Raw genomic sequence first — 23,948 nt, forward strand, 5'->3', positions numbered from 1 at the left:
GGGATCTGCGGTTATTCGGCTGCGCCGCCGTCGGCCGTGGCCTCGGCCGTCTCGGCATGCGCCGCGCGGCCGGCGGCAAGCGACCGCATCAGCTCGGGGTCCTTCAGGACCTTGTCGAGCAGCTCCTGCGCGCCGGCCTTGCCGTCCATGTAGAGCATCAGGTCGTTGAGCTGCTCGCGCGCCTCGAGCAGCTTGGCGAGCGCGGGAACGCCGCGGGCGATCTGGCCGGGGCTGAAATCCTCGAGCGTCTTGAAGGTCAGGTCGACGCCCAGCCGCCCCTCGCCGGTCAGCGTATTCTCGACCGTGAAGGCGGCGCGCGGCGCGATCCGCTCCATGCGCTCCTCGAAATTGTCCATGTCGAAATCGACGAAGTCGCGCTGGTCGTGCGGTTTCTTCTCGACCAGCGACTTGCCGGAAAGATCGGACATCACGCCCATCACGAACGGGATCTCGATCTTCTGGCGCGAGCCATAGGTCTCGACCTCATATTCGATATGGACGCGCGGCGCCCTGTTCTCCTTGATGAAGCGCTGACCGCCCCGTGCCGAAACCATAGCCACCTCGTGCGTTTGCGATTGCACGGGGAAACCGGTTGGGGATCCGCCGTGCGACGCTTGCCGAGTAGCGAGCGGACGGCTTCAGCCGGATTTCAGAAGCCGGCGGCGAAGCTACGATCGAAACAAGACACTTTGGACGCACGAGAAATGCCGCGCGTTCGGCGCCCGCAATATTTCAGGCGCAACGCAATCCTCCTACCCCCCGGCACCCGGCCGCGCTTATCTCGACACGCACCGCTTCACACCGCCACGGGAACCGCAGCACATGGCAGCGCCGCTCGCCGCCCGACATCGTCCTGCCGAACGCGCCCGCGCTGGCTTACTGGCCGCGCATGCGCAGAATGGCGTGCGCATCGCCGAGCGCACTGGGTGCGATGTCCTCGAGCACGGTCATGAAATCGAGACCGATCCAGCCGCGCGCGCGCTCGACCAGCATCGGCACCGGGCTCGACGGCTCGTTTCGGCGATAATAATCGAGCACCAGATCGAGCACCCGGGCCACATCCTCCCGGTTCCGCACGGTGCCGCGCAGCGGCTGCGTGCCGCCCTCCTCCACCTCAAGGCCCGCAACGACACCGTCTTCGCCCGGCGTGTCGATCTCCGCGTCGACCGGCGTCGGCACGAAGCTCCGCAGCGCGATCTTCTGCGTCGAAAGCGCGTCGTACAGCGCGGAGAAGTCGGTGGCATTGCGGGCGCCGGCATTGGCCATCAGCCGCTCGTCGATGGCGTGGAGGGTCGCCTCGATCCGCTCGATCGCGGCGGCGCCCTCGGTCAGCGCCGCGCGAACCTCGGCCTCGGCGAGCATCGCGCGGAACATGCCGTACCCTTCCTCGCCTTCGCCGCCGCGGTGGAAGCGGGCGAAGTCCTCGCCGGTGATCCGGCCGAGCCGGGCGTGATCGGCATAGACGATGCGCCGCAGCGAGCCCGCGAAGGCCGGCACCGAGGCGAGCGCATCGAACGCGCTCTTGCGTGCCTCCACACCATATTCATCGAGCCGCGGATGCACCGCATCCCAGTAGCGGTCGAGCAGCCCGGCGACGAACGCCACGCCCAGCTCGACCTGGTCGAGCCTGCCCGACTCCGCCGCGGCACGGCAGAAATAGACCCCCAGCCACAGGTCCTTGGTCCGCGTGGCGAGGGTCGCGATGGTGTCGAGCACCTGCCGCCAGTCGGTGTCGGCGCGCTGCTCGACGATCCCCGAGGCGTCGATCGAGACCGACGTGTCGAACGCCTGCTCGATCCGGTGGCGCTGCGGGTCATAGGCGAGGTCGGGCCCGGCGGGATCGTCTTCGGAGACGGGCGCCAGCAGGGTTTCGAGGTCGATGGCCATGTCGGGAGCATCCTTGATCGGGGGACCGCCGGGGCCCGGCGGGCGGCGCCGGGCCTAGGCGCGGCTCGGAAGCCGATCAATCGACGACATGATGACAATAGTAACAGGATGGAAAGCGCGACCGCATGAAGCGCCAGGCCGAAATAACGCTCGATGTCGGCTCGCCGATCAAGCTTCTGAACTTCTCTTCGCACGAGCGTCTGAGCAGCTTGTTCACGATCACTGCCGAGATCGTCGTCCGCGACAAGGTGGATTTCCTGCCGAAGCTCGGCAACGCCGCCAGGATCGAAGTCTTCGAGCTGGACGCGCATGTGCGCTACTTCCACGCGCAGCTCGCCGAAGCACATTTCCTGCGCGAGGAGGATCAGGGCTATCACTACAGGCTGGAGCTGCGGCCCTGGCTGCACCTGCTCGACCATAATCTCGCCTATCGCGTGTTCGAGGCGCGCAGCGTCGTCGACATCCTCAAGGCGGTGCTGGCGCCGTATAGCCGCCGCGTCGATTTCGGTGGGCTGACCGGCAGCTATCGTCCCTGGCAATATTGCACCCAATATCGCGAGAGCGACTTCGCCTTCGTCTCGCGGCTGATGGAGCGCGAGGGGATCTATTATTATTTCCGCCACGAGGCGGGCGAGCATGTACTGGTGCTGTGCAACTCCCCCTCGGCGCACAAGCCTGCGCCGGGCTATGCCACGGTCAAGCTCCGCCCCGACTGGTCGGGCCGCAGCGGCGGGCTCGCCGAGGCACTGTGGGACTGGCACGAGCATGTCCGCAGCGGCGGCGAGCGGCGCTATCTGCTGCAGAGCTTCGACTATCAGGCAAGCACGGTGCGCGAGGGCGAGAAGCAAGGCCCCGCGCGCAACAAGGCCGACAGCCAGGAGGTGCATCGCTACACCGGCGACTTCGTCGAGCCCGCGCTGGCGCAGCATTGGGCCGAGGTGGCACTGCAGGCGGCGCGCGCCAACCAGCGTGTCTATACCGGCACCGGCGATGCGATCGGGCTCGCCTGCGGCGGGCGGTTCACGCTCGATTCGCAGGACGCCTTCGACCGCGGGGCCGAGTTCGTCGTCACCGCGCTCGACATGGCGATGGACGCCGAGCCCTATCGCACGGGCGCGGACGCGACGCCGCGCCGCGTCTCGATCGAGGCCGTTCCCGCCGACACGCCCTGGCGCGCGCCCGCGGTGACGCCCGCGCCCATTGCCGGGCCCGAAACCGCGATCGTGGTCGCGGGCGGCGCCGACGACAGCAATGTCGATTCCCAGGGCCGCGTGCGCGTGCGCTTTCTTTGGAAGCGGGCGTCGGAGGGGGAGGAGAAGGCGCGCTCCTGCTGGCTGCGCGTCTCCTATCCCTCGGCAGGCGCGGGGTTCGGGCATGTCACGCTGCCGCGCACCGGCGAGGAAGTGATCGTCGACTTTCTCGACGGGAACCCCGATCGGCCGATCCTCACCGGCCGCGTGTACAATTCGGAGCACGTGCACCCCTATGCGCTGCCCGAGCATCGCACCCGCTCGCTCTACCGGTCGCAGACGATCGGGGCGAGCGGCAGCTATGCCGGGGCCGAGGGCGGCGCGCCTCGCGGGCGCGGCTATAACGAGCTGCATTTCGAGGACAAGGGCGGGGCCGAGCAGGTCTATCTCCGCGCCCAGCGCGACCGCGTGGCCGAGGTGATGCTCGACGACGAGCTGCGCGTCCGGCGTGATCGCAAGACGCGGGTGGGCCGGGATCGCAAGGTCGAGGTTCGCGGCGATGACAGCGTGTCGGTCGAGACCGGCAACCACAGCCTCGACGTCGCGCGGGGCAGCGCCGACATCACCGCGGCGCGGGAGATCAAGCTTGCGGTGGGGCTCAACACCATCATCATGAACGAAGCGGCCATCACCCTCCGCGTGGGCATGAACAGCATCATGATCACCCAGGCGGGCATCGTGCTGAACGGCTTGACGATCACCGGCAACACGGCGGGCGCACTGACGCTCAACAGCCTCGGCACCGCCACCGTCACGGCCGCGGGATTGCTGACCCTGCACGGCGGTGCACTGGTGATCCTGTGAGCTGGCCGCGCACCATCTGGGTGCAGGCGCGCCAGATCAACGCGCTGCTGCGCTGGCCGGCGCTGCCCGGCGACGATGCGGCGCCCGATCGCTTCTTCGAGCGGCTGCGCGCCGAGGGCAAGACGGCCGAGGCGGCGCTGTTCCTGGGCCAGGCGCTGCCCCGGTTCGAGGCGGTACTCTGGGCAGCGCAGGTCGCCGAACCAGTCGCGGGACCTGGAGACGCCGCGGCGATGGCGGCGGTCCAGGCGTGGCTGGCCCATCCCGCGGAGCCCCAGCGCCGCGCCGCAGGCGCAGCGGCGCTGCAAGGCCCCCCGTCCACTGCCGCGACCCTTGCCGCCAGCGCGGCATTCCATTCGGGCGGCTCGATCGCGCCGCCGGACCAGCCTCCGGCGGCACCGCCCCGCGAAGTCGCCGGCACGCTGGCCGCGGTCGCAGTACTCGCCGCCGTCGCCACGGCCGGCGCGGACCACCGTGCCGCGCTCGACCACGCCCTCGATCTTGGAACGGCCCTCGCCCGGCGCGAGGCGGAGACCACCCCATGACGCTGACCCTCACCCTCCAGCCCGGCACGGCGCAGGACCCTGCCCAGCCCGCCCCGCTGCGCCTCGACGGGCATGGCGCGCTGATCGGCCGCTCGCCGCATGCCGACTGGCACCTGCCCGATCCGCGTCACCACATCTCGTCGCGCCATTGCGAGGTCAGCTATCGCGACGGCGCCTATCTGCTCACCGACCTCAGCACCAACGGCACGTTCGTCAACGATTCCGCCGAGCGGCTGACGGCGCCCCACGTGCTGCGCGACGGCGACCGGATCGCGATCGGCGACTATCGGATCGCGGTATCGCTCCCGGCCGAGGCGAGTGCCGGCACGCATGTCGCGGCCGCAGCGGCGGCACCGGCGGAGTCGCCCTGGGGGAGCTGGGACCCGCCCGCGCCGCCCGCCGCGCCCTCGGGCTGGGACGATCTCCCGGCCGCACCGCCGCCGGATGCCGGCCTCTGGGCAGTGCCCGAGCCGGAGCGCGCGCCTTCCGACTGGGCCAGCGCGCCGCGCGAAAGCACCCAGCCCTCGGCGAGCGATGTCTGGGGGCAGCTTGCCGCCGAAAGCGCGATCGATTGGTCGCGCGGCGATTTCGGCGCCGCCGAAGCGTGGAGCGCCGCGCAGCAGCCGGCGCCCCTGGCGCTGCCGCCGCAGCCGGAGCACGCCGCGACCGCCTCACAGGCTGATGCCGTCGAGATGCTCCCTGCCCCTGCCTCGATCGGCGAAGACGGCTGGGCGGCGTTCCTCCGCGCCTCGGGCGTACCCGCCGATCGGCTGCGCAGCCGCCCGGCCGAGGCGCTCGCCGCCGCCGGCGCCATGCTGCGCCAGATGGTCAGCGGCCTGATCCTGATGGTCGATGCCCGCGCCCGCGCCAAGGCGCAGCTCGGCACGCCCGCGACGAGCCTCGAACTCGAAGGCAACAACCCAATCAAGTTCGTGCGCTCGCCCGAGCGCGCGCTGCTCCAGCTGCTCGACGCGCCCGAGCCCGGCTTCATGGATGCCGCCCGCGCAGTGGAGGACGCCTATCAGGATCTGCAGGCGCACCAGATGGCGACGTTGTCGGCGATGCGCGGCGCGCTCACCCAGACGCTGGCGCAATTCGCCCCCGACGCGATCCACGCCCGGCAGCCCGCGCCGGCGGGCCTCGCCCGCTGGTCGCGCCAGGCGCGCGAGGCGGCGCTGTGGCGCGCCTATGTCCGCGACTTCGAAGGCGTGGTGCGCGGTGCCGACGAGGCGTTCATGGACCGCTTCGCCAAGGAATTCCGCGGCGCCTATGAGGAGCAGATCGCCGCGATGCGCGGCGCCCGCTAGAGCATTTTCAAGTTGACCGTGTACGGTCAACGACTCGGAAAATGCGGCAAACAAACATCTAGAGCGTCTTCACCCATGGTGAAAACGCTCTAGCCGATCAGCGTGGTCGAATCGCAGCCGATCACGACCACGGTGACATTGTCCGGCGCCCCCCGTGCCAGCGCCAGCGCAACCAGCGCGTCGGCGGCGCGGCGCGGATGCTCGGTGCCGAGGATCTGCGCGATTTCGGCATCGCCGACGATCCGCGTCAGCCCGTCGCTGCACAGCAGGAACACGTCCCCCGCCAGCACCATTTCGTCGCGCATGTCGACGTTGAGCCGCGGCTCGACCCCGACGGCGCGCGCGAGGACATGCGCCATCGGATGCTGCTCCGCTTCCGCGCGCGTGAGGAGGCCGCGCGCGATCAGTTGCTCGACCTGCGAATGATCGGTGGTCAGCTGATCGAGCCCCCCCTCGCGCTGGCGATAGACGCGGCTGTCCCCCACCCACATCACCCGTGCCCGGCCTTCGCGGACGAGCAGCAGCGCGACGGTGGAGCCGATCTTCGCCCCGTCCGCGCCGGTGGCGGCATAGATGCGGGCGTTGACGGCGAGCAGCGCGGCGCGGGCGGCGGCGGCGGCTTCCTCGAAGGTCTCGGGCAACGGCGCGGCTTCGAGCGCCGCGGCGATCGTCGCCGAGGCCCATTGACCATGCGCATGCCCGCCCATGCCGTCGGCGACGAGCCACAGCCCGTCGCGCAGCCGCGCCGCCCAGCTATCCTCGTTCACCCGGCGCACGCAGCCGACATCGCTGCGCGCGCCCTGTTCGAAGCGAAGCCGCGTCGCGATCGTCATCGGCCGATCCAATCGTGCCGCCAGTCGGTCATCTCCGGCGCAGACGCGGCTGGACCGGCGACGCGCGCCGCGCAGGCCGGGAGGAACGCGTTGAGATCGAGCACCGGCGCGAAGGCAGCCTGGATCGCCTCGGCCATCGCCGCAGCCATGCCCGCCAGAAACAGCGGCGCCGGGGCACCCGTGCCCTTGCGTCCCAGCACGAGCGGGAAGCGGCGGCCATGGCTGTCGCACGCCGGTGCGATGCAGCCCGCCTGCCAGCTGCCGCCCGCCAGCAAGAGGCCGAAGTGCCACGGTGCGGTGGCGTCGAACGCCGCCTCGAAGTCCTCGCCGAGCCGGGCGGCACCATCGGCCATCACCGCGCAGCACCAGGCATCCCACTGCACGCGCTCGGCGGGCGGGAGGCCGCGGCTGGTGAACTCGGCGCGCGACGGCAGCTTGCCGAACAGGAAGGCTGCGCCGCTCATAGCCGCTCGGGGCACCGGAAGGCGAAGGGACCGCCGCGGCCGAAGGGGCTTTCGCTGCCCGGCAAGGCCATGGTCAGGCTGGCCGCCTGCGCGCCCTCGCCGAAGCCCAGCCGCAGCGTCGACGGCCCGGCATTCGCCACCCGCGCGCGGTCGATCAGGCGGAAAAGCGCCCAGCTGCCGCGCGTCTCGATGGTCGAGAGGACCCGCTGCTCGGCCGAAAGCTGCAGGCTCGCGCTCGGCAATGCGCTCGCCGACCACAGCACGGGCTTCGGATCGCGCGCGGCGGCATCGAAGCGATAGCTGGCGCCCCCGGCGGCGAACTGCACCGCGCGCACCTCGGGCCCGAGCTGCGCCAGAGCGACATTGACCGCGATGCCGCCGGCGAGCAGCGCGCGGATCGCGGCTGCCTTCTGGAACTGCGCGGCGCTGCTCGCGGCGAAGCTGGCGGCGACCGGATCACCCGCCTTCCACCGCCAGACCGGCCCGGACAGATCGAGCAAGGCCAGCAACCGCTGCTGCACGAACCGATCGAGCGTGCCACCCATGGCGAAGACCTGCTGCACCTCGGCCAGCGGGGCGTCGTCGGCGGCACCCGGCGCAAAGGGATAGCGGCCCCGCGTCGCCGCCAGGCAGGCGGGCAGCACGTCGCGGGCATATTCGGTGCCGAGCGCCGTCTGCGCCGACTTCGCCGCAGCACTCGCGCCGCTGCGGGTCGCCTGCCGCGCGAAGTCCTGGAGCTGCGGGGGCGCGGACGCGCCGCTGGTCGTCAGGTCGCCGAGCGCCACCGCCAGCTGCCCCTGCGCAGCGTCGCTGCCGAGCGAGGCACCCGCCACGCTCGCCGCCGATCGGGCGGACGCGGCCTTGCGCACGCCGTCGACCAGCGCATCCACCGGTGCGGGCCCCGAGCCGTCACCGGCATAGCGAGCGAGATCCGCGAAATGTGCGGTGATCGTGCCGCCGGCATCGCCCGCCTGTCCGCCCTCGCTGCCCAGCCGGGTGTTGCGGGCGACGTCCTGGAGCAGCACCTTGAGCGGCGAGGGCGTGCGGGTGAACGCGCCCAGCGCGGCCGGGCTGCCGAAATAGTCGGCCGGCTGCACTTGGCCGAGCAGCCCGTCCCAGGCGGCGATGAAGTCGCGCGCATAGGCGGCGGCCACCGCCGCCCGCAGCGCCGGCACTTGCTCGCGGATCGACTGGCGCGCGGCGTCCGGCCCCAGCACCCACAGGCTGTTGCCGAGCTCCGTCTGCACGTCGGCGAGCCCGGGGCGATAGGCCTTGGCATAGCCCTCGCGCGTGAAGAACCACGGCACCTGCGCGGCAAGCAGCGCATTGCCACCCCGGAACGCCTGCGCGTCGCCGCTGGCGAGCACGCCGCTCGGCTGCCAGTCGGGCCGACCGCTCGCCGCCGCGCGGGTGCGCAATTCGGCATAGGCGCGGTCGGCGAGCGAGAGCGTCTGCACCGCGGCGCGGGTCGAGGCGATCAGCGCGCCGTCGAGCGGCGCGCGCCGGTTCGGCCATACTCGACCAAGATTGGGATCGGCGAGCATCGCGTCGAGATGCTGCGCGAGATCGGCGCGGAGATCGGCGCGGTCGTCGCCGGCGAGCGGACCGGTGCGCCAGTCGGCGATCGCCCAGGCGCGCACCACCCGCGGGTCGAGCGGCCCCTGCCCGCCGAGCATCAGATATACCTTGAGCGGCTCGTAGAGCGCCGCCGGCGTCGCCGCATCGGCCCGCAGCACCTGCTCGAGCCGCAACAGCAGGCGCGGCAGCAGGATGCGCTGCAATGCTTCCAGATAGGCGCCGCGCGCGGTCGCCGCATGCCCCGACTGGAACAGCCCGAGCCGCATCCGCCACGCGGGCACCCCCTGCGCCTGGTCGGCGAACCCGCGCGGCAGCGTCCGCAGCCGATCGAGCAGCGGCAGCACCTGTTCGAGATCGGGGTCGCTGGCGCGAACCTCGACCAGGTCGGTGCCCGAGGCGCCGATCTGGCCGGAAATCGCCTGCGCCTGGGCGGCGAGATCGGCCTGCAGCGCCTTGTTGCGCGCGAAGCTTCCCGCCCAGAGCGTACTCATCGCGATAACCAGCAGCGCCATGCCGCCGATCGCCCCCGCCAGCAGCACGCGACGCCGCCGCTGCACGGCGGGCGCCGCACGCACCCTGCCGGCTTCGGGGATCACCACCTCGCTGAGCAGCCGGTTGAGGAAATAGGCGCGCCCCTGCCCCTCGCGCGCCGGCGGCTGCGGCGCGTCGTACACCGCTGCCATCGCGCTCAGCACCCGGTCGAGTGTCGCGCCTTCCTGCACGCCGCTGGCGAAGTAGAAGCCGCGAAAGTCGCGCGCGCCGTCGCCATCGGCGAGGAATGCCCCCTCGACGAGATAGACGAGCCGCTGGCGCAGCGACGCCACCTGTGCCGGAAAGGCAAGGATGCGGGCGCGGCGCGCGGCATCGGGTTCCTCGTGCAGCCGCCGCGGCAGCCGCTGCCACAGCGCCTGCACCACGCTATCGAACTCGGCCGCGACCTGGGCGCCATCGGCCACACTGCCGGGCCCGAGCGTGGCGCCGAGCACGGCGCGCCGCCCCTCGGCGCTGAGGTCGCCGAAAAAGTCGATGAAGCCCGCGAGCAGATCGGCCTTGGGCAGCAGCAGATAGACCGGCACCTCCACCTGCAGCGTGCGGCGCAGTTCCGCCAGCCGCTGGCGGATCGCCGCCGCATGTGTGTCCAACGTGGCGCGGTCGGCGCTGCTCAGCATGTCGGTAGCGAGCGCGACGATAATGCCGTTGATCGGCTGGAGCGGCCGGTGGCGGCGCAGCAGGTCGAGGAACCCGCGCCAGCCCGCGGCATCGGCGCCGGCATCGGCATCCTGTATGGTGTAGCGACCGGCGGTATCGACCAGCACCGCCTCGTCGGCGAACCAGAAATCGAGGTTGCGCGTGCCGCCCACGCCCTTCAGCGCGCGCTTGGCCCAGGGGAAGCGCAGCCCGGACTGGACCAGCGCCGTCGTCTTGCCCGCACCCGGCGGGCCGATGATCACGTACCAGGGCCGATCATAGAGATAGGCGCGCCGCGATCCCGACAGCGACTTCAGCTCGGCCAGCGCCTCGCGCATCCGCGCGGCGAGCGTGCGCGTTTCCTCGGCCCCGTCTTCCACGTCGGTCGCCGCCAGCCCTTCGGCCAGGCCATCGGCCGCGCGCTTGCCGCGCCACCGCCGCCACAGCACCGCGAGCCCGAAGCCGAGCGCTACCAGGCCGACCAGCGCAAGCCGGATCCAGGTCGCGCGGAACAGCGGGAACAGCGTCGGCAGTCCGAACAGCGCGATCAGCGCAAGGATCGCCGCCGCGGACGCGCTCACCGCCATCCAATTGCGCATCAGCTTCTGCATTCCGTTATCCGTTCCGCGCGATGACGATTTCGACGCGCCGGTTCTGCGCCTTGCCTTCGGGGATGGCGTTGGGCGCGATCGGCTGCGTCGCGCCGAAGCCCTGGGCCTGCACGCGTGCCGGATCGGCGAGCCGCGCGCGCAGGATCGCCGCGACCGTCTCCGCCCGCGCCTTCGACAGCGCGACATTGTCGGGGAAGGTCAGGCTCGCCACCGGATCGCTGTCGGCATGGCCCTCCACCCGCACCTGGCCCTTCTCGCCCACCACGGCCTCGGCGATCTTCTCGAACAGCGCCTGCCGCCCCGGGGCGAGCTGGTCCGAGCCCGAGCGGAACAGCGTGCCGACGGTAGTACGTACCCGTACGCTGTTGGGGTCCTGCTCGACCACGACCAGCTTCCGCGCGATCTCGTCGGCGAGGAAGCCCTGGAGCCGCTGCTGCTGCGCACCGATCGGGACCGCGACGGGTGCCGCCGCGCGCGAGAGGCGCAAGGGCTGCTCGGGGTTGAGCGCGAGCAGCGCGGTCATCGCCGGCTGGCCGGTCTGGATCAGCACCAGCCGGAAGGCCAGCACGACCAGCAGCAGCACGCCGAGCGCGACGCTCGCCGCCAGCCCGATCGGCGCCCAGAAGCCGACCCGCCCTCGCGCCATGGGGGAACCGCGCCAGTGCGGCACCAGTTCGGTTTCCGAAAGCCCGCGCGCGGCGGGGATTGCGGCATAGGCGCTCGCCAGGATCGCGGCGCGCTGCCCGCGCTCGTCCTGCGCCACCCGGTAGCGCCCCTCGAATCCTGCGGCGAGGCAGGCATGGTAGAGCTCGATCAGCTCGGCATGCGCCGCCGGCTGCGCCAGCATTTCGCGCAGCAAGGCCCAGAAGCGTTCGCCGCCGATATTCTCGCCGAAGCCGCGGACCACCATGCTGCGCCGCGCCCATTCGGCGCCGTCGGCGGCCTGGCCGGGCAGGTTCTGGGCGATGTCGTCGACCGTCGCATAGACGGCGTAACGCGCGCGGCGCTGCGTCTCGGCGTCATAGCCGCCCCCCACGATCGCCGCGTCGAAGCGCTGGGCGGCGGCCGACGCGCGGCGATGCAGCGAGGGCAGGTCGAGCGCGATGCGGCCCGAACGCGCCGACGCGATCAGCGCGAGCAGCGGCGCCGCGGCCTCGACGATCGGATTGTGCGCGCGTGCCGCGACGGGCGGATCGGGGAAATCTTCATCGGCGGGGGGCGGTGCGGCCCGCGTCTCCGCAAGTCGGGCGCGCGCCTGCTGGAGCGGCGTCGGCTGGAAGACGGTGTGGCCGTCGCTGCCCAGGGCATCGTCGTCGTTCACCGCGGCGCCTTCTTCACGCACCAGAGCTCGAGCCGCAGCTCGGGCCAGTCGCCGGCGACGTGCAGCCCCAGCGCGGGCGCGGCGGCGAGCGCGGGCCAATCGGGTGCCGAGCGGTCGAGCTCGAAATAGACATGCCCCGGCAGCGTGCGGATCTGCGGAGGCGGGGTCGGCGTGTGGCGCAGCGGGATGCCGGCCAGCGCCGAATCGACGATCTGCCGCATCTTCTGCACCGGCCCGATCTTGGCGACCGAGGGAAAGCGCGCGCGCAGATCCTCCAGCGACATGCGCGCCGAGGCGACCAGGTAGAAATAGCCGGTCTGGAACAATGCCGGATCGGTGATCCGCGCGGTATAGGCCCCCGGCCCCGCCTGGACGAGCGGCAGCTGGACCGCGGCGCGGTCATAGACCGCCGACAGCGCGGCCTGGATCGCCTCGACCACCGGCTCGAACGTCTCGCGCAGGCGGAGATGGTCATAGACCGGGAAAGGCGGCGGCTGGCGTTCGGGGCGGGTGAGCGTCGCCAGTTCGCCGGCCATGCCGAGCAGCGCCTCGTACAGCCGCTCGGGATGCACCATCGGCAGGCTCGCCAGATGCGCGAGCTGCGGGCGCCAGCGGTTGAGCGCCTGGAGCAGCAGGAAATTGGCAATGCTCTCCGCCCCCGCCTCGGCCGCCTCCACCGCGCGCAGGGCGAGCTCCTCGACGCGCTGGCCGGCGCGGCCCAGAATGTCGGCGAGGAAGCCGGCGAGCCGCGGGATTGCGCGCAGGTCGAGCGCGGGCGGGATGTGCCGCTCGTCGAACTGGATCGCGCCATTCCGCAGCTCGCGGACTCGCGCAAGTTCGAGCGTGACGCGGCCATAGGTCTGGTCGCGGGTGATGCCGAAGCGCAGATTGGGCCGTGCCATCTCGATCGGCTCGCTCGCGCGCTCTTCGGAAAACACGTCGGCGACGTCGCGCGTCTCGACCAGGAAGCGCGCGCCCTCGGCACCGGCTGCGTCCACGTCGCGGAACGCCACCGCGCCGGGCTGGTGCGCCGGCAGCGTCAGCTGGATGCCGGCGTCGCGCGCGTCGGCGGGAATGTCGATCGGCGGCGGCGGCGGCAGCGTGCCCGGAATGGCGAAGTGCAGCCCGTCGGGGAGCACGCCCGAGAGCTTCTCGATCGCGAACTTGCCGAGCGCGGCGAGATCCTGGTTGATCACCAGCTCGGTCACGCCCCAGCGATAGGGCCCGGCATGGCGGGCGGCGGCCGCGAGCTGCGCGTCGAGATGGCGCTCCAGCTGCTGGAAATGCTGCTGGCGCAGGAACAGCCCCTCGCGCCAGGCGACGCGCCCGTCAGCGGACACGATGCGCGCCTCCGCGGCGGCGGCAGAAATCCCCGGCTCGAAACACATCCACTCCCAACCACAGGCGGCGACCGTCGGGCCGGCTGTGCCCGAGCGACGGTTTCAGCCGCATGTCGGACCGGGTAGCTTGCGGTTACGACTGTAGTGTTGGCTCGACGGCCAGCGGGCGAAGCGCGGCAGCGAGCGCGACCGGATCGAGCGGCGCTGCGAGCGGCACCGGCGCGAATGCGCGTCCGCCTGCCGGCCGCATCAGGAGCAGCACGCCAGCTTGCGGCCCCGCCGGGCCCGTCGGCACGAAAGAGCGCGCCGCATCCGGCGCGTCGACCAGCAGCACCGCATCGGCACCCGCCGCGTCCGCCTGCGCACCGATGTCCGCGCGCGTCGGATCGACGCTCACCGGCTCGTAGCCGAGCTGCGCCACCAGATCCTCGACCGCCTCGCGTACCGCCTCGGGCGCGACCACCAGCACGCACTCGCCGTTTCCCGACGCCGGCGCCGCCGCCTGCTGCACCGGTACGAGCAGCCGTGCACGCATCGCCGGCAGCCAGATATGGAAGCTGCTGCCCTTGCCGGTTGCGCTGCGGACGTCGATCGTGCCGCCATGCGCCTGCACGATCTCCCAGGCAGTCGACAGGCCAAGCCCGGTGCCGCCCTGCCGTCCGGTGAAGAAAGGCTCGAAGAGCCGTGGCTGGGCGGCGGCGGCGATGCCGCATCCGCGATCCGCGATCGTCACCACGGCATAATCGCCCGCGTCCAGACTGGCATGGCTGAACGTGCGCGGCCTGCATTCGGCGCGAAAGGTGAGGGTAACGTCGACATGGGGATCCGCCGGCGTCGCATGGAAGGCGTTGTTGCAGATGTTCATGAACACCTGCTGGAGCTGCGCGGCATTGCCCTGCACTGCGCGCGCCGCCGGCCAATCCTGCGCTACGAAGTGAATCGTCCCGCGCCCGGCCGCCCGGACGAGCCGCACCGTCTCCTCCACCAGCGCCTGCAGTGTCAGCGGCCTATATTCGGCGTCGTGCCCCCGTCCGAAGGCGAGAATTTCATCGACCAGCTCGCGGGCGCGATCGACCGCCTGGCGGATTTCCGACAGGTCCTCCCGCACCACCTGGTTGCGACCGGCATGGATCTCGGCGATTTCGCTGAAGCCGCCGATGGCGCCGATGATGTTGTTGAAATTGTGCGCCACGCCGCTCGCCACCGCGCCGATCGCCTCCATCCGCCGCGCGCGGGCCAGGCGCAGCTCCAGCTGAAGGCGGGCGCGCTCCAGCCCGTCGCGGCGCAGCGCCTGCAGGATCGCCGCCTGCGCCATGCGCAGCCCGGCGATCACGTCGGAGCGACCGCGGTCGGTATCGTGGCGTTCGAAGCCCAGCAACGCCGGCACCGGGGTGCGGGCCCGGATCAGCAGGAGCGACGTCGTGCCGCGCGCCAGCAGCATCGCGCCGAGCGGCGTGTCCGCGCCGTGCGGCAGCGCGAGGTGGAGCACGTCGTCGTCCCAAAGCGGCGCGTCCTGCGCGGCCACCGCCACGCGTGCCGGCCAATGTTCGCTCAGCCGCCCATCGCTGCTCCAGATATAGGTGCGACCGGCCTGGTCGCCGTCCAGCACGAGATAGGCATCGGTGGCACCGGCATGTGCCGCGAGCCGCTGCAACGCGTCTTCGATCCGCTGCTCGAGCTGCTCCGACGAAACTTCGAGCAGCAGGCTCGCCACGGTGGCGCTCAGTCGCTCATTCTCGCGACGGCGTCGACGCTCCCGCACCTGCGCGCGAAGCGCGGCAAGGAGCGCGAGCCACAGGACCGCCGCCGCGACGCCCGCCGCGAGCAGCCCGAGAAAGGCGCGCTGGTGCCGCGCCTCGATCCGCCGCTGATGCTCCACGACCAGCCGCCGGACGGTCTCGATTTCGCCGTCGCGCCCGCCCTCGCGCACCGCATCGAGGATGGCGTCGACGCGCGGCAGCAGCGCGATCAGCAGGCGTCCGTGCGCGATCAGCTGGGCTTCGAGATCGCCTTGCCCGCCCGCCAGGTCCGCCAGCGCCGCCCGCGCCGCCGCCACGGCCGCCGGGCTGGTATCCAGCGTCAGTCGGAGAAAGCGTGCCGAGACGGTGCCGGCGCGGGGCGAATCCTGCAGCAGGTTGCACAGCGCCGTCACGCGCGCGAGCGAGTTCTGCAGCAACGCATTCTCGCTCTTGAATGCCTCGGCGAGCCCTTCGGCGTCGCGCATGTGGTCCCGCAGCCGCGAGATCGCGCGACGGAGCGGGACGTCGCCGCCGGCACGTTGGGCAAGCCGCTTGGTGCTTTCGTCGGCGCTCGCCAGATCCTGGTTGATCATGTCGTAGTTGCGCAGCAACCCTATCCGCGCGCTCAGCATGTCGCGCGTCAGCGAACGGTCGGCAAAGGCGTAGCGCTCGATCGCCCGGTTCGCTTCCACTGCCCAGCCGTCCCCCATCGTGCGCATCCGCGCCGCCGCGCCGAACAGCAACACCGCCGCCAGCGCGGTCACCGCGGCGGCGGCGCGCAGTACGGCGATGGACCTCACCTGCGGCTGCCCGGCGCCGGCGGCCGAATGGGCCTGCCCTGATAGGTGCCGGTGAGCGTGCCGAGGAAGGCGACGATGTCGTCCACGTCCTGCGGCGACAGCGCGAGATCGAGCTGCGCCCGCCCCATCGCGCGGACCGCATGCCGTAGCGTGGGCGCGCTACCGTCGTGAAAATAGGGCGCTGTCGCCGCGACGTTGCGCAGGCTCGGCACGCGCACCAGCACCGGGTCTGCCGAACCGATCGGATGGAAGACGCCGTGGCGCTGCATCAGGTTGCCGCCGACATTGACGCCCTGATGGCAGGAGACGCACCCCAGCGCCTTGAAGCGGGCATAGCCGCGGCGCTCCTGCGCGGACAGCGCCCGGTCGTCCCCGGCCAGCCAGCGGTCGAATCGCGCGCCGGGCGTGACCAGGCTGCGCTGATACGCCGCAAGCGCATCGACCAGCGCAGCCTCGTCGATGTGTCGACCATAGACGGCGCGGAACCGCGCGACCATCGCAGGATCGCGCCGCAGCCGTGCCACGGCCACGCCGTTCGCCGCGCCCATCAGCGCCGGATCGTCCAGCACCTGCGCGGTGAACCGCTCGAAGGTCTCGCGCCGCCCGCGCCAGTTGAAGCGATAGTTGAGCGCCGCGTTGAACACGGTGAGCGTGTTCATCCGCAAGGCGCCGCCATTCTGCGCGACGTCGAAATTGCGGTTGCTGGCGCCGTTGGTCCCCAGGTCATGACACGAATTGCAGCTCACCGTTTGCCGCTGCGACAGCCGCGGATCGCGGAACAACAGCGCGCCCAGCGCCAGCTTGGCCGGCGCGATCGCAGGCGCCGGCGGCAACGGCGTGATCGGCTCGTCTTGCACGACCCATTGTGCCGCCAGCGCCGCGCCAACGCCCAGCGTCGCGGCGCCGGCAAGGCCCGCGCATGTCCGTACGAGCAGCCCTCGCCTCACACCGTCCGCACGTCGACGTCGAAGACATACCCGACGCCGCGCTCGGTGCGGATCAGCCGGGGAGCGCTGGCGTCGCGCTCGAGCTTGCGCCGCAGGCGGAGGATCTGCACGTCGATGCTGCGGTCGTACACGTCCTCGTGCACGCGCGTCGCCTGGAGCAGCCGTTCGCGGGTGAGCGGCCGCCGGGGCGCTGCAACGAAGGCGCTGAGCAGCGCGAATTCACCCTTGGTGAGCGGCACCGTCTCCCCCTCCGGACTCTTGAGCCGGCGGTTGCGCTGGCTGAACACCCACCCGGCGAATTCGAAGCTCTGCTCCGTATGGCGCACCGGGTGCAGGCGATCCATCGTCCGGCGGCGGAGCACCGAGCGAACCCGCGCGAGCATCTCGCGCATGCCGAACGGCTTGGTCAGATAGTCGTCGGCGCCGAGCTCGAGCCCGATCACACGGTCCACCTCGTCACGGCGATGGCCGGTGATCAGGATCACCGGCACGACGCTCTTGGCGCGCACTTCCCGGAGCAGGTCCAGGCCATCCTGATCGCCAAGGTTGATATCGAGCAGGATGACGTCGGGCTCACGCCCGGCGAGCGCGCGCACCACGCCCTCGCGTCCGGAAACCGCCGTCGCCTGCATGCTGTTCTCGCCGAGATAGGAGACGAGCATGCGCTGCATCGCTGCGTCGTCGTCGACGACCAGGACGCGCGGGGTACCCGGGATGGCAGCCTCCGCGAACACCTCGGCCTTCATCGTTGCACGCCCACCATGTTCACCAGTCGCCCAGCAGCGACACATAGAAAATTGAGCTTCATACAAATACTCTACCAGGACAGGTGCCGGCTCCCCGGCGGCGTTTCGACACCGGCTGCCCATACCGCCTCCGTCCGAAACGATCGGACCCCAGCACTCGTCTCGGAAATAGGGATCATCCGGACGCGTCGATAGCCGTCGAGCACCGTTCTTCACCAATCTTTACCAGCGCGGACGCGCAAGGACAGCAGCTTCCATTGAAGCTTTGGTTGCAACCGTAACGCGAAATTGCGCGGGCGCGCGGAGAGCGCAACATGGACGCGGAGATAGCTAGGCGCGGTATGCCGCGAAGGTGCCGGCCGACGGCTTAGGACGCCCCTTGGGCGCGGGCGGGCGGACGAGCGGGGGGAAGCGGCGCTGCGGTGGCGACTTGGTCGCGATTTCCAGGTGAAACAGCCTGGCGGAGACGGAGTCCGCTATCGGTTCGTCCAGAGAATTCCAGAGCGGTCAAAATATGCTGGTTTTCTAACATGATACCTAAACTTGCGTCCGGGAACGTCTCGCCCGATCCGGAGCATTCCCAAATATTTTGTTGTGCGATATGTTGGACGCATGACACAGACGAAGCCCAGAGGACAGCATAGAGAAAAGCGGCTAACCGCTGCCGCCATTCGCCACTTGAAAGAGCCTGGCTTCTACGGGGACGGACATGGGCTGTACCTCAAGGTAGACGCGAGCGGCGCAAAGCGTTGGGTGCAGAGAATTGTCATCAACGGAAAGCGTCGGGACTTAGGGCTGGGGTCGGCAACCCTCGTTACCCTCTCAGAGGCCCGAGAAAGGGCCCTAGAGCAACGAAAGCTTGCTCGCGCTGGTGGTGATCCACTTGAGGCGAAAAGGCGCTCCAGCGCCGTTTTAACGTTCGCCGACGCATCAGCGAAGGTTCACGAGCTTTCGCAACCTACATGGCGCAACGTCAAGCACGGGCAGCAGTGGCTGAACACGTTGACCACTTACGCCTTCCCCTATTTTGGCGATCGGCGAATTGACACGATCAACAGCGCCGACGTGCTGGCAGCGCTATCTCCAATCTGGAATTCTCACCCGGAGACGGCACGGCGGGTCAAGCAGCGCATTGGAAGCGTGTTCAAGTGGGCTATCGCCCAAGGTTGGCGCACCGACAATCCAGCCGAGACCATCGGCAAAGCCCTACCCAAACACGACCGGTCTAAGGTCGAACACCGCAAGGCGCTGCCATATGACAGGGTGGGCGCTGCGCTGGCGAAAGTGCGCGCTAGCGATGCCGGGACGGCAACGAAGCTGGCCTTCGAATTCATGGTGCTGACTGCCACCCGATCCGGGGAGGTTCGGGGCGCATGCTGGGACGAAATCGATTTGGAGAGGGGCGAATGGACGATCCCTGCCGGGCGCATGAAGGCAAAAAAGCCGCACAGGGTTCCGCTGTCGAAGCGATGCATCGAAATCTTGAACGCTGCGAAGCTCCTGAGGCAGGCGGATAGCAACCTTGTTTTCCCCGGAACCGTGAAGGGCAAGTCGCTGTCGGACATGACCCTTTCCAAGCTGATGAAGGACCTTGGCATCGCGGCGGTGCCCCACGGCTTCCGATCGTCGTTCCGGGATTGGGCTGGCGAGCAAACCGCTCATCCACGCGAGGTTATTGAGTTCGCCCTGGCTCATGTGATCAAGGACAAGGCGGAGGCGGCCTACGCGCGATCCGATCTTTTCGATAAGCGCCGGGCACTCATGCAAGATTGGGACAACTTCATTTCAAGAAGTAATTAACTTAATTCCTAATCGTGGACCAATCCAATTCAACAAATATTATCACCAAAAAATCGTGACTAGATAAATATTTTCTTCAACAGGTTACGTCAAGCTTGCAAAATGCCATCTTCCGCAGCGGATGACACGCTCCGGAGATCAGATGGAACAGCTGCTGCGTATGAGAGATGTACTGAATCTTGTCCGGCTATCGAGGTCGACAATTTATCATTACATTTCCGAAGGCGACTTCCCTAAACAGATTAGGGTTGGGCGCAGGGCTGTAGCATTTCGCAAAAGCGATATAGAACGCTGGATCGAAGAGCGCTGTCATTCATCTTGCGATGAGGAGCAGCGTAAATGACTAAAATGCGAGCATCTTTGTACTTTTATAGATCGATCGATACCAATAGCGTCGTCTGGCGCCATCTCAGTGATCTGATCATGAATAACTATGAAAATTTCTATCGAATTGGGGCCGATCAGGGATTCTGCGTTGGAGGCTTGAGCTGGAGCGAGGCACATAATCTTGCAAGGAAAATGTGCCACTTGGTTTTCAAAGCTGACTGCGAAGGGGTTTTTCAGGAGATGCGACTGATGGTGCAACCCGACGACTCTGATTGATAGCTTGACGAAGAAATCAATTTTTCGGAGGAAATCTGAATAAACTATCGCCGAGTAAAGTTTGCCGCGTAGTGTCTTGGCTGATAATTTAATTAGTAGCTGTTGAGACTGCGCGGTCAAACTGATATAATCTACCCACTGTTAGCTGACCGCTAACTGCCATACCCACATTTTTCTGCAATTTATCGGTGATACCGGGACACTAGACCGGCGCTATGAGTGAGTGGGCACGCGAGGAAGATCGAACGAAAGCGTTCGGTTCACGCCTTGGGGGCAGCGGTGCTGTGAAACCCTAGAAAGGATCAAAGGACGGGAGCAACGCCACTGGTGCGACTCCCGGCCTTAGGGGCGTAAGAGTACGAGCAATCCTAAGGCGCGTCTGGCATTGCCGGACAACCGAAGGCTGCCGGAAGGCAGCGGATTAGGAATTTGATGGATCGGAAACACGGCTTCCGCCGATCCGCTTGGTCAGCTAGAATTCTTCACCCCACCGACGAGAAATGTCGATGAAATCTCCCGCACTATTCCCTGCGATTATAATCTCAATCCAATGAGATTCAGTTCGGAATGGTGCGGGGGATTATCCAACTCTGAGAAATGTTAAGGCCATCCCCTTCGGGGGGCCGGTGGTGAGCTTACATTTAAATTCACTTCTCTAATCAGACAGCACCCTTTTAAACCAGTAAATTATATCAATTTCTCGAATCATTTGTTTTGCATTAAGAAATAAGTTTAAATAGATTTATAAATTCGGATCATTTAAATTTAATATCTTAAATATTATGTAAATATATATAAATATGCCTAAACATTCTCAGTTTCCGTAGTGCTATATATTCTGATGTGAGCTTTAAGTATTTTCAGGGTAAAACTGAAAGACCTACGGTATAGAGGAAGCTCCAGAAATCTAAGACTTCGGTTATGAATCTACGGGCTGAATGTACGCGCCATCCAACCTTTCTGCTCGGGTTCAGGAAGGGGTTCGGTTTGAACGAATTCAAATTCACGATCAGCCGCACCCACCCGCCGTTCCAAATTTACCAAGATCGTTTTGAATCTTCCGTACCACTCGTCCAGCGCCTTCAGCCCTTCGTGCATTGCAAAGCTGTTTTCTCCCCGACCGGGGCCTCCTGCCAGGAAGAACACGACGTGGGCGGTTGGCAGATGCAGATCATTGAGGACGAGCTTCAACGACAAAGCGGTGGTGCGTGTCTCGGTTGTCGTTACCGAATGCGTCTTGGCTCCGGCTAACAGCCCGCCAACCGGCCCAGCGAGAAGCGTGCCTAACGCGGCTCCTTGGGTGTCGATCGTGCCTCGCGTGGTCGTAATGGTTTCCCCGTTGCGAACCACCTCGACCGCGATCAACTGCTCGAACTTGTAAACGCGTGTTGCCGCGTTCGGGAGACCAATGGCGAACTTTCGTGCTTCAGGATCGAGCGCCAGCGCGACGCCTTGCTGCTGACCTTCGTAAAGTAACTCGGGGTTGAAGCCCTCGATGGCATGCATCGAGCGCATCTTAGCTTCATGCTTCGCCACGATTTTCGCTCTTTCCCCATCGCTCCACGCGCTGAGACGGACGGCTCCAAAAATCACTCCGATAAGCGCGAAACCGATCAAGCAGAACCAGAAGACTAGGGTCACTTTGCACCTCCCCTCGCTGCGCGCCGACAAATCCAATGGGCGGCCCCATGTGTCCCCAAAATGGGGACAATCGCAATAGGAGATAACTGAACAGCCTCGTGGTCGTCGGGGCGATAGAATGAAGCGCGGTTGGGTGGTTTCGCCGGATTACCGGGCGCTGATTGAAACCCTATCGATGTTCCGCCAGGAGTGCGGGGTCAGCCAACGCGAACTAGCTCGCAGGCTCGGCAAGCCCCCGTCGTTTGTCAACAAGATCGAGCTTCTTGAGCGCCGGTTGGATGTGCTCGAATTTATAGCTATTGCCGAAGCTCTTGATGAGAAACCCGGCGCCTTGCTGACAAACCTGCGCGCAAACCTGGCGGCTCTCATCGCTCTTTAGTGCCCCGCCCGTGTCAAGTGCAGCGAAGCATCACATCACAAGGCTTTGAGTTTTGCAGACAGCGCAGCACGGGCCTCCTTTGTGGCGACTTCCCTGCGGTGCCAAGCGAGCGCCTTGTCGCTAGGCCGAGCCGCAACCTTTTTGGGAAACATCAATCGCGACAGGCTGGCGTACTCCGTTGCCGCCAACGTCGGACAAATATCAAGCGCCCCATCGGGAAACACGGCTATGAGACCTAAATCAAAGAGGGTGTGAATGTCCGCCCTTAGCAAAAGGCCATTACTCACGTGATTGGTCTCTCGACCCCGGTAAGGGTGGATGTGTGCAGCTTCAAGCAGGGGAGCATATTGACATCCTGTTACTGCACAACGACCGTCGTAAGCGTCCATCAAGTCAGCCCGAAACTTCGCCTGGCCTTGCCGCCGCCGAATGGCCCCAAGGGTGGCCTCGCGAGCGTCCTCGACGCTGCCTGGGTCAAAATCGATTTGTTTTTCAATCAGCCTATCAGTTGATCGTTCGCTATATCGTTTGAATACGAAAGAGGCGGGCTTTCCACCCTCGTGGGACACATAGGCAAAACGCCCTTCGTATCGAAATCCAGCGCCGTCATATTGCCTGACTCGGTCGCGGTAGAACAGGATTATCTCTTCGCCATTCGCCTCATGGTCAATGAGCATCTTATCCGTGCGTCCCTCCGGCTGGCCCTGCCAATAAAGGATGTCGCCTTCCAAGCGATCTACAAGCTGAGGGCGATCTTTCGGCTTTTCGTTGGTTACGAATAGCCAGATTGACTTACTTCCGCTAGGCCTGAACACGCCGTTGTTGATACTACTTGCGGTGATTGAAAATTTAGACCGAAGCTGGTTCCTAGTATAAACCTCATTAATATTCAGTGATGCAGAGCAAATCTCGACAGAAAATCCCTCGCCATCGTTGGCTTTCACTACAAATCCCAGGCGCTCAAGTATCAACTTCACGGAAGCCGCGCCCCCGGTAAACTCGTAATTCTCTAAAGCTTTTGTGTCGTATTGGTGACCGAATGCAACACCGACAATCGCCTTCGAATCATACTTTCGGCCAGCATATAAGAGAAAGTATGCCTTAGCTGGGGCATACCCATACTTACTCAAAAATTGCGCCCGACCGAGTCTATCACATTCCTTCACAGCCTTAAGAACGGCGCCCCTGTCAGTTACCAATCCAGCGCGTCTTTGCTTTGCCACTTGCAGCCCCTCCCCCGGGAACGGTCTTCACGTCACCTGCAAAGGTTGAGCAAGGGCCCGTGAGAAATGCAACACCATCTGCGAATTGGAATGGGTGCCCGAGATGAGACTTGGGCTTTGCTACTCGTTCCCCGACACCCGGCTCACAACTTGTACCTCATGAGCTAGGCGTCGCAAAATCGGCAGCCATGGCTCAAAAGATATCTGGACTCTTTGTTCGCTACGCTCATAATGATAGCATATCTTTTGAGCGAGTCGAACCGACATGAGCCGCATCTGCTATCTTCGCTGTTCCACCAACGATCAAAGCGTCGAGGCGCAAAGGAATGCCCTCAGCGGAACCTTCGACAAAGAGTTCGTTGACGAAGGAGTGTCGGGGGCAACGCTAGCTGCTGATCGTCCGGGTTTTGCTAGCCTCCTGTCTTACGTTCGGGAAGGAGATACGGTGTGCGTAGCTGCGATCGATCGCCTGGGCCGGGACGCACTCGATGTGCAGACAACAGTACGAATGCTCATCGCCAAGGGCGTCACCGTAGACGTGCTGGGCCTTGGTCCCATTGGGAAGGGTGTAGGGGAGCTCATTGTCGCTGTGCTAGCGCAGATGGCGGATATGGAGCGCAACAGGATCAAAGAGCGCTGCGAAGCAGGTAGGGATGCGGCTAGGGCCGCACTTGCCGCCACTGGCAAGACGCATCGGGGAAAAATGGGCCTTGGACGCCCGAAGGCGGCAGATGCCGTGAACGTTCGTGCATGGAGGAAAGAGAACCGGGCGAGCATCGCTGCCACTGCCAATCAGTTCGGCTTATCCCCTGCCACGGTGAAGCGCTATTGTGCTGTGGGGGCGCAATAGCGCCAACCTGTTCCATAAGGCTCTAGACCCACTCCTAGAGCGCTTGTCGGGACCTCTCCGGCGAATAGGAACGCGCGTCTGCTTCCGGCGCCCTA

General features: G+C 66.7%; 19 protein-coding genes. 7 read left to right on the plus strand and 12 right to left on the minus strand.

All coding sequences use genetic code 11. The features are described from left to right. Nucleotides 1-11 precede the first annotated feature (11 nt). Together tssB and tssA are read right to left on the minus strand one after the other, a co-directional pair. Nucleotides 12-554, minus strand: coding sequence for a type VI secretion system contractile sheath small subunit (gene tssB, locus CA234_RS15285; protein WP_125974657.1), 543 nt, complete (start codon nt 552-554; stop codon nt 12-14). Nucleotides 555-876: 322 nt separating this feature from the next. After that, nucleotides 877-1,887 (minus strand): type VI secretion system protein TssA, encoded by a 1,011-nt coding sequence (gene tssA / locus CA234_RS15290; protein WP_126002107.1) that lies wholly within the window; start codon nt 1,885-1,887, stop codon nt 877-879. Nucleotides 1,888-2,012: 125 nt separating this feature from the next. Here tssA and tssI point away from each other — a divergent pair, with 125 nt between their 5' ends. From tssI to tagH, 3 genes are read left to right on the plus strand one after another with little or no spacing between them, the layout of a single operon-like run. Next, a complete protein-coding gene (gene tssI / locus CA234_RS15295) occupies nt 2,013-3,941 on the plus strand; it encodes a type VI secretion system tip protein TssI/VgrG (RefSeq protein WP_164521829.1) in 1,929 nt (642 codons plus the stop codon). Beyond that, nucleotides 3,938-4,483 carry a hypothetical protein gene (locus tag CA234_RS15300; protein ID WP_126002108.1) on the plus strand — a complete coding sequence of 182 codons (546 nt, stop codon included), beginning with the start codon at nt 3,938-3,940 and terminating at the stop codon, nt 4,481-4,483. The genes tssI and CA234_RS15300 overlap by 4 nt, the downstream gene beginning before the upstream one ends. Then, the gene (tagH, locus tag CA234_RS15305; RefSeq protein ID WP_125974663.1) at nt 4,480-5,790 is read left to right on the plus strand and encodes a type VI secretion system-associated FHA domain protein TagH; all 1,311 of its coding nucleotides are present in this window, start codon (nt 4,480-4,482) and stop codon (nt 5,788-5,790) included. Before CA234_RS15300 ends, tagH begins: the two co-directional genes overlap by 4 nt. A gap of 89 nt (nt 5,791-5,879) precedes the next feature. Here tagH and CA234_RS15310 read toward each other — a convergent pair whose 3' ends face one another. The 8 genes from CA234_RS15310 to CA234_RS15345 form a co-directional block, all read right to left on the minus strand. Beyond that, nucleotides 5,880-6,623 carry a protein phosphatase 2C domain-containing protein gene (locus CA234_RS15310; RefSeq protein WP_125974665.1) on the minus strand — a complete coding sequence of 248 codons (744 nt, stop codon included), beginning with the start codon at nt 6,621-6,623 and terminating at the stop codon, nt 5,880-5,882. Then, nucleotides 6,620-7,087: a type VI secretion system-associated protein TagF gene (gene tagF, locus CA234_RS15315; RefSeq protein WP_125974667.1), complete on the minus strand. Its 468-nt coding sequence runs from the start codon at nt 7,085-7,087 to the stop codon at nt 6,620-6,622. The genes CA234_RS15310 and tagF overlap by 4 nt, the downstream gene beginning before the upstream one ends. Beyond that, nucleotides 7,084-10,464 carry a type VI secretion system membrane subunit TssM gene (gene tssM / locus CA234_RS15320; RefSeq protein ID WP_125974669.1) on the minus strand — a complete coding sequence of 1,127 codons (3,381 nt, stop codon included), beginning with the start codon at nt 10,462-10,464 and terminating at the stop codon, nt 7,084-7,086. The genes tagF and tssM overlap by 4 nt, the downstream gene beginning before the upstream one ends. Before the next feature lie 4 nt (nt 10,465-10,468). Continuing rightward, the gene (icmH, locus tag CA234_RS15325; RefSeq protein ID WP_241213533.1) at nt 10,469-11,785 is read right to left on the minus strand and encodes a type IVB secretion system protein IcmH/DotU; all 1,317 of its coding nucleotides are present in this window, start codon (nt 11,783-11,785) and stop codon (nt 10,469-10,471) included. Beyond that, a complete protein-coding gene (tssK, locus tag CA234_RS15330; protein WP_241213534.1) occupies nt 11,782-13,125 on the minus strand; it encodes a type VI secretion system baseplate subunit TssK in 1,344 nt (447 codons plus the stop codon). The genes icmH and tssK overlap by 4 nt, the downstream gene beginning before the upstream one ends. Before the next feature lie 133 nt (nt 13,126-13,258). Next, nucleotides 13,259-15,664 (minus strand): DAHL domain-containing protein, encoded by a 2,406-nt coding sequence (locus tag CA234_RS15335; protein WP_126002110.1) that lies wholly within the window; start codon nt 15,662-15,664, stop codon nt 13,259-13,261. Further along, nucleotides 15,661-16,611, minus strand: coding sequence for a cytochrome c peroxidase (locus CA234_RS15340; RefSeq protein ID WP_241213535.1), 951 nt, complete (start codon nt 16,609-16,611; stop codon nt 15,661-15,663). Before CA234_RS15340 ends, CA234_RS15335 begins: the two co-directional genes overlap by 4 nt. Next, complete coding sequence (locus CA234_RS15345; protein ID WP_126002111.1) at nt 16,608-17,357, minus strand: response regulator; 750 nt, start codon at nt 17,355-17,357, stop codon at nt 16,608-16,610. Before CA234_RS15345 ends, CA234_RS15340 begins: the two co-directional genes overlap by 4 nt. A gap of 612 nt (nt 17,358-17,969) precedes the next feature. Here CA234_RS15345 and CA234_RS15350 point away from each other — a divergent pair. Further along, entirely contained in the window at nt 17,970-19,157 is a 1,188-nt protein-coding gene (locus CA234_RS15350; RefSeq protein WP_126002112.1) for an integrase arm-type DNA-binding domain-containing protein, read from the plus strand. A gap of 339 nt (nt 19,158-19,496) precedes the next feature. Then, nucleotides 19,497-19,760: a hypothetical protein gene (locus CA234_RS15360; RefSeq protein WP_126002114.1), complete on the plus strand. Its 264-nt coding sequence runs from the start codon at nt 19,497-19,499 to the stop codon at nt 19,758-19,760. Between the two features lie 927 nt (nt 19,761-20,687). Here the strand turns inward: CA234_RS15360 and CA234_RS15365 are convergent. Beyond that, a complete protein-coding gene (locus CA234_RS15365) occupies nt 20,688-21,401 on the minus strand; it encodes a hypothetical protein (protein ID WP_126002115.1) in 714 nt (237 codons plus the stop codon). A 118-nt stretch (nt 21,402-21,519) separates the two neighbouring features. Between CA234_RS15365 and CA234_RS15370 the strand changes: the two genes are divergently transcribed. Further along, entirely contained in the window at nt 21,520-21,780 is a 261-nt protein-coding gene (locus CA234_RS15370) for a helix-turn-helix transcriptional regulator (RefSeq protein WP_126002116.1), read from the plus strand. Nucleotides 21,781-21,815: 35 nt separating this feature from the next. Here CA234_RS15370 and CA234_RS24630 read toward each other — a convergent pair whose 3' ends face one another. Then, on the minus strand, nt 21,816-23,003 hold the full coding sequence (locus tag CA234_RS24630) for an HNH endonuclease (protein WP_206431212.1): 1,188 nt from the start codon (nt 23,001-23,003) through the stop codon (nt 21,816-21,818). A 265-nt stretch (nt 23,004-23,268) separates the two neighbouring features. Between CA234_RS24630 and CA234_RS15380 the strand changes: the two genes are divergently transcribed. Beyond that, nucleotides 23,269-23,853 carry a recombinase family protein gene (locus CA234_RS15380; protein ID WP_126002117.1) on the plus strand — a complete coding sequence of 195 codons (585 nt, stop codon included), beginning with the start codon at nt 23,269-23,271 and terminating at the stop codon, nt 23,851-23,853. The last annotated feature ends 95 nt before the right edge of the window (nt 23,854-23,948 follow it).

Source organism: Sphingomonas sp. ABOLE (assembly GCF_003950455.1).
Taxonomy (GTDB): Bacteria; Pseudomonadota; Alphaproteobacteria; order Sphingomonadales; family Sphingomonadaceae; genus Sphingomonas; species Sphingomonas trueperi.

What these genes read in the sequence shown, in the direction of transcription:
- tssB (WP_125974657.1), bottom strand. Translation starts at nt 554, where the DNA reads ATGGTTTCGGCACGGGGCGGTCAGCGCTTCATCAAGGAGAACAGGGCG.
- tssA (WP_126002107.1), bottom strand. Translation starts at nt 1,887, where the DNA reads ATGGCCATCGACCTCGAAACCCTGCTGGCGCCCGTCTCCGAAGACGAT.
- tssI (WP_164521829.1), top strand. Translation starts at nt 2,013, where the DNA reads ATGAAGCGCCAGGCCGAAATAACGCTCGATGTCGGCTCGCCGATCAAG.
- tagH (WP_125974663.1), top strand. Translation starts at nt 4,480, where the DNA reads ATGACGCTGACCCTCACCCTCCAGCCCGGCACGGCGCAGGACCCTGCC.
- CA234_RS15310 (WP_125974665.1), bottom strand. Translation starts at nt 6,623, where the DNA reads ATGACGATCGCGACGCGGCTTCGCTTCGAACAGGGCGCGCGCAGCGAT.
- tagF (WP_125974667.1), bottom strand. Translation starts at nt 7,087, where the DNA reads ATGAGCGGCGCAGCCTTCCTGTTCGGCAAGCTGCCGTCGCGCGCCGAG.
- tssM (WP_125974669.1), bottom strand. Translation starts at nt 10,464, where the DNA reads ATGCAGAAGCTGATGCGCAATTGGATGGCGGTGAGCGCGTCCGCGGCG.
- CA234_RS15345 (WP_126002111.1), bottom strand. Translation starts at nt 17,357, where the DNA reads ATGAAGGCCGAGGTGTTCGCGGAGGCTGCCATCCCGGGTACCCCGCGC.
- CA234_RS15350 (WP_126002112.1), top strand. Translation starts at nt 17,970, where the DNA reads ATGACACAGACGAAGCCCAGAGGACAGCATAGAGAAAAGCGGCTAACC.
- CA234_RS15360 (WP_126002114.1), top strand. Translation starts at nt 19,497, where the DNA reads ATGACTAAAATGCGAGCATCTTTGTACTTTTATAGATCGATCGATACC.
- CA234_RS15370 (WP_126002116.1), top strand. Translation starts at nt 21,520, where the DNA reads ATGAAGCGCGGTTGGGTGGTTTCGCCGGATTACCGGGCGCTGATTGAA.
- CA234_RS15380 (WP_126002117.1), top strand. Translation starts at nt 23,269, where the DNA reads ATGAGCCGCATCTGCTATCTTCGCTGTTCCACCAACGATCAAAGCGTC.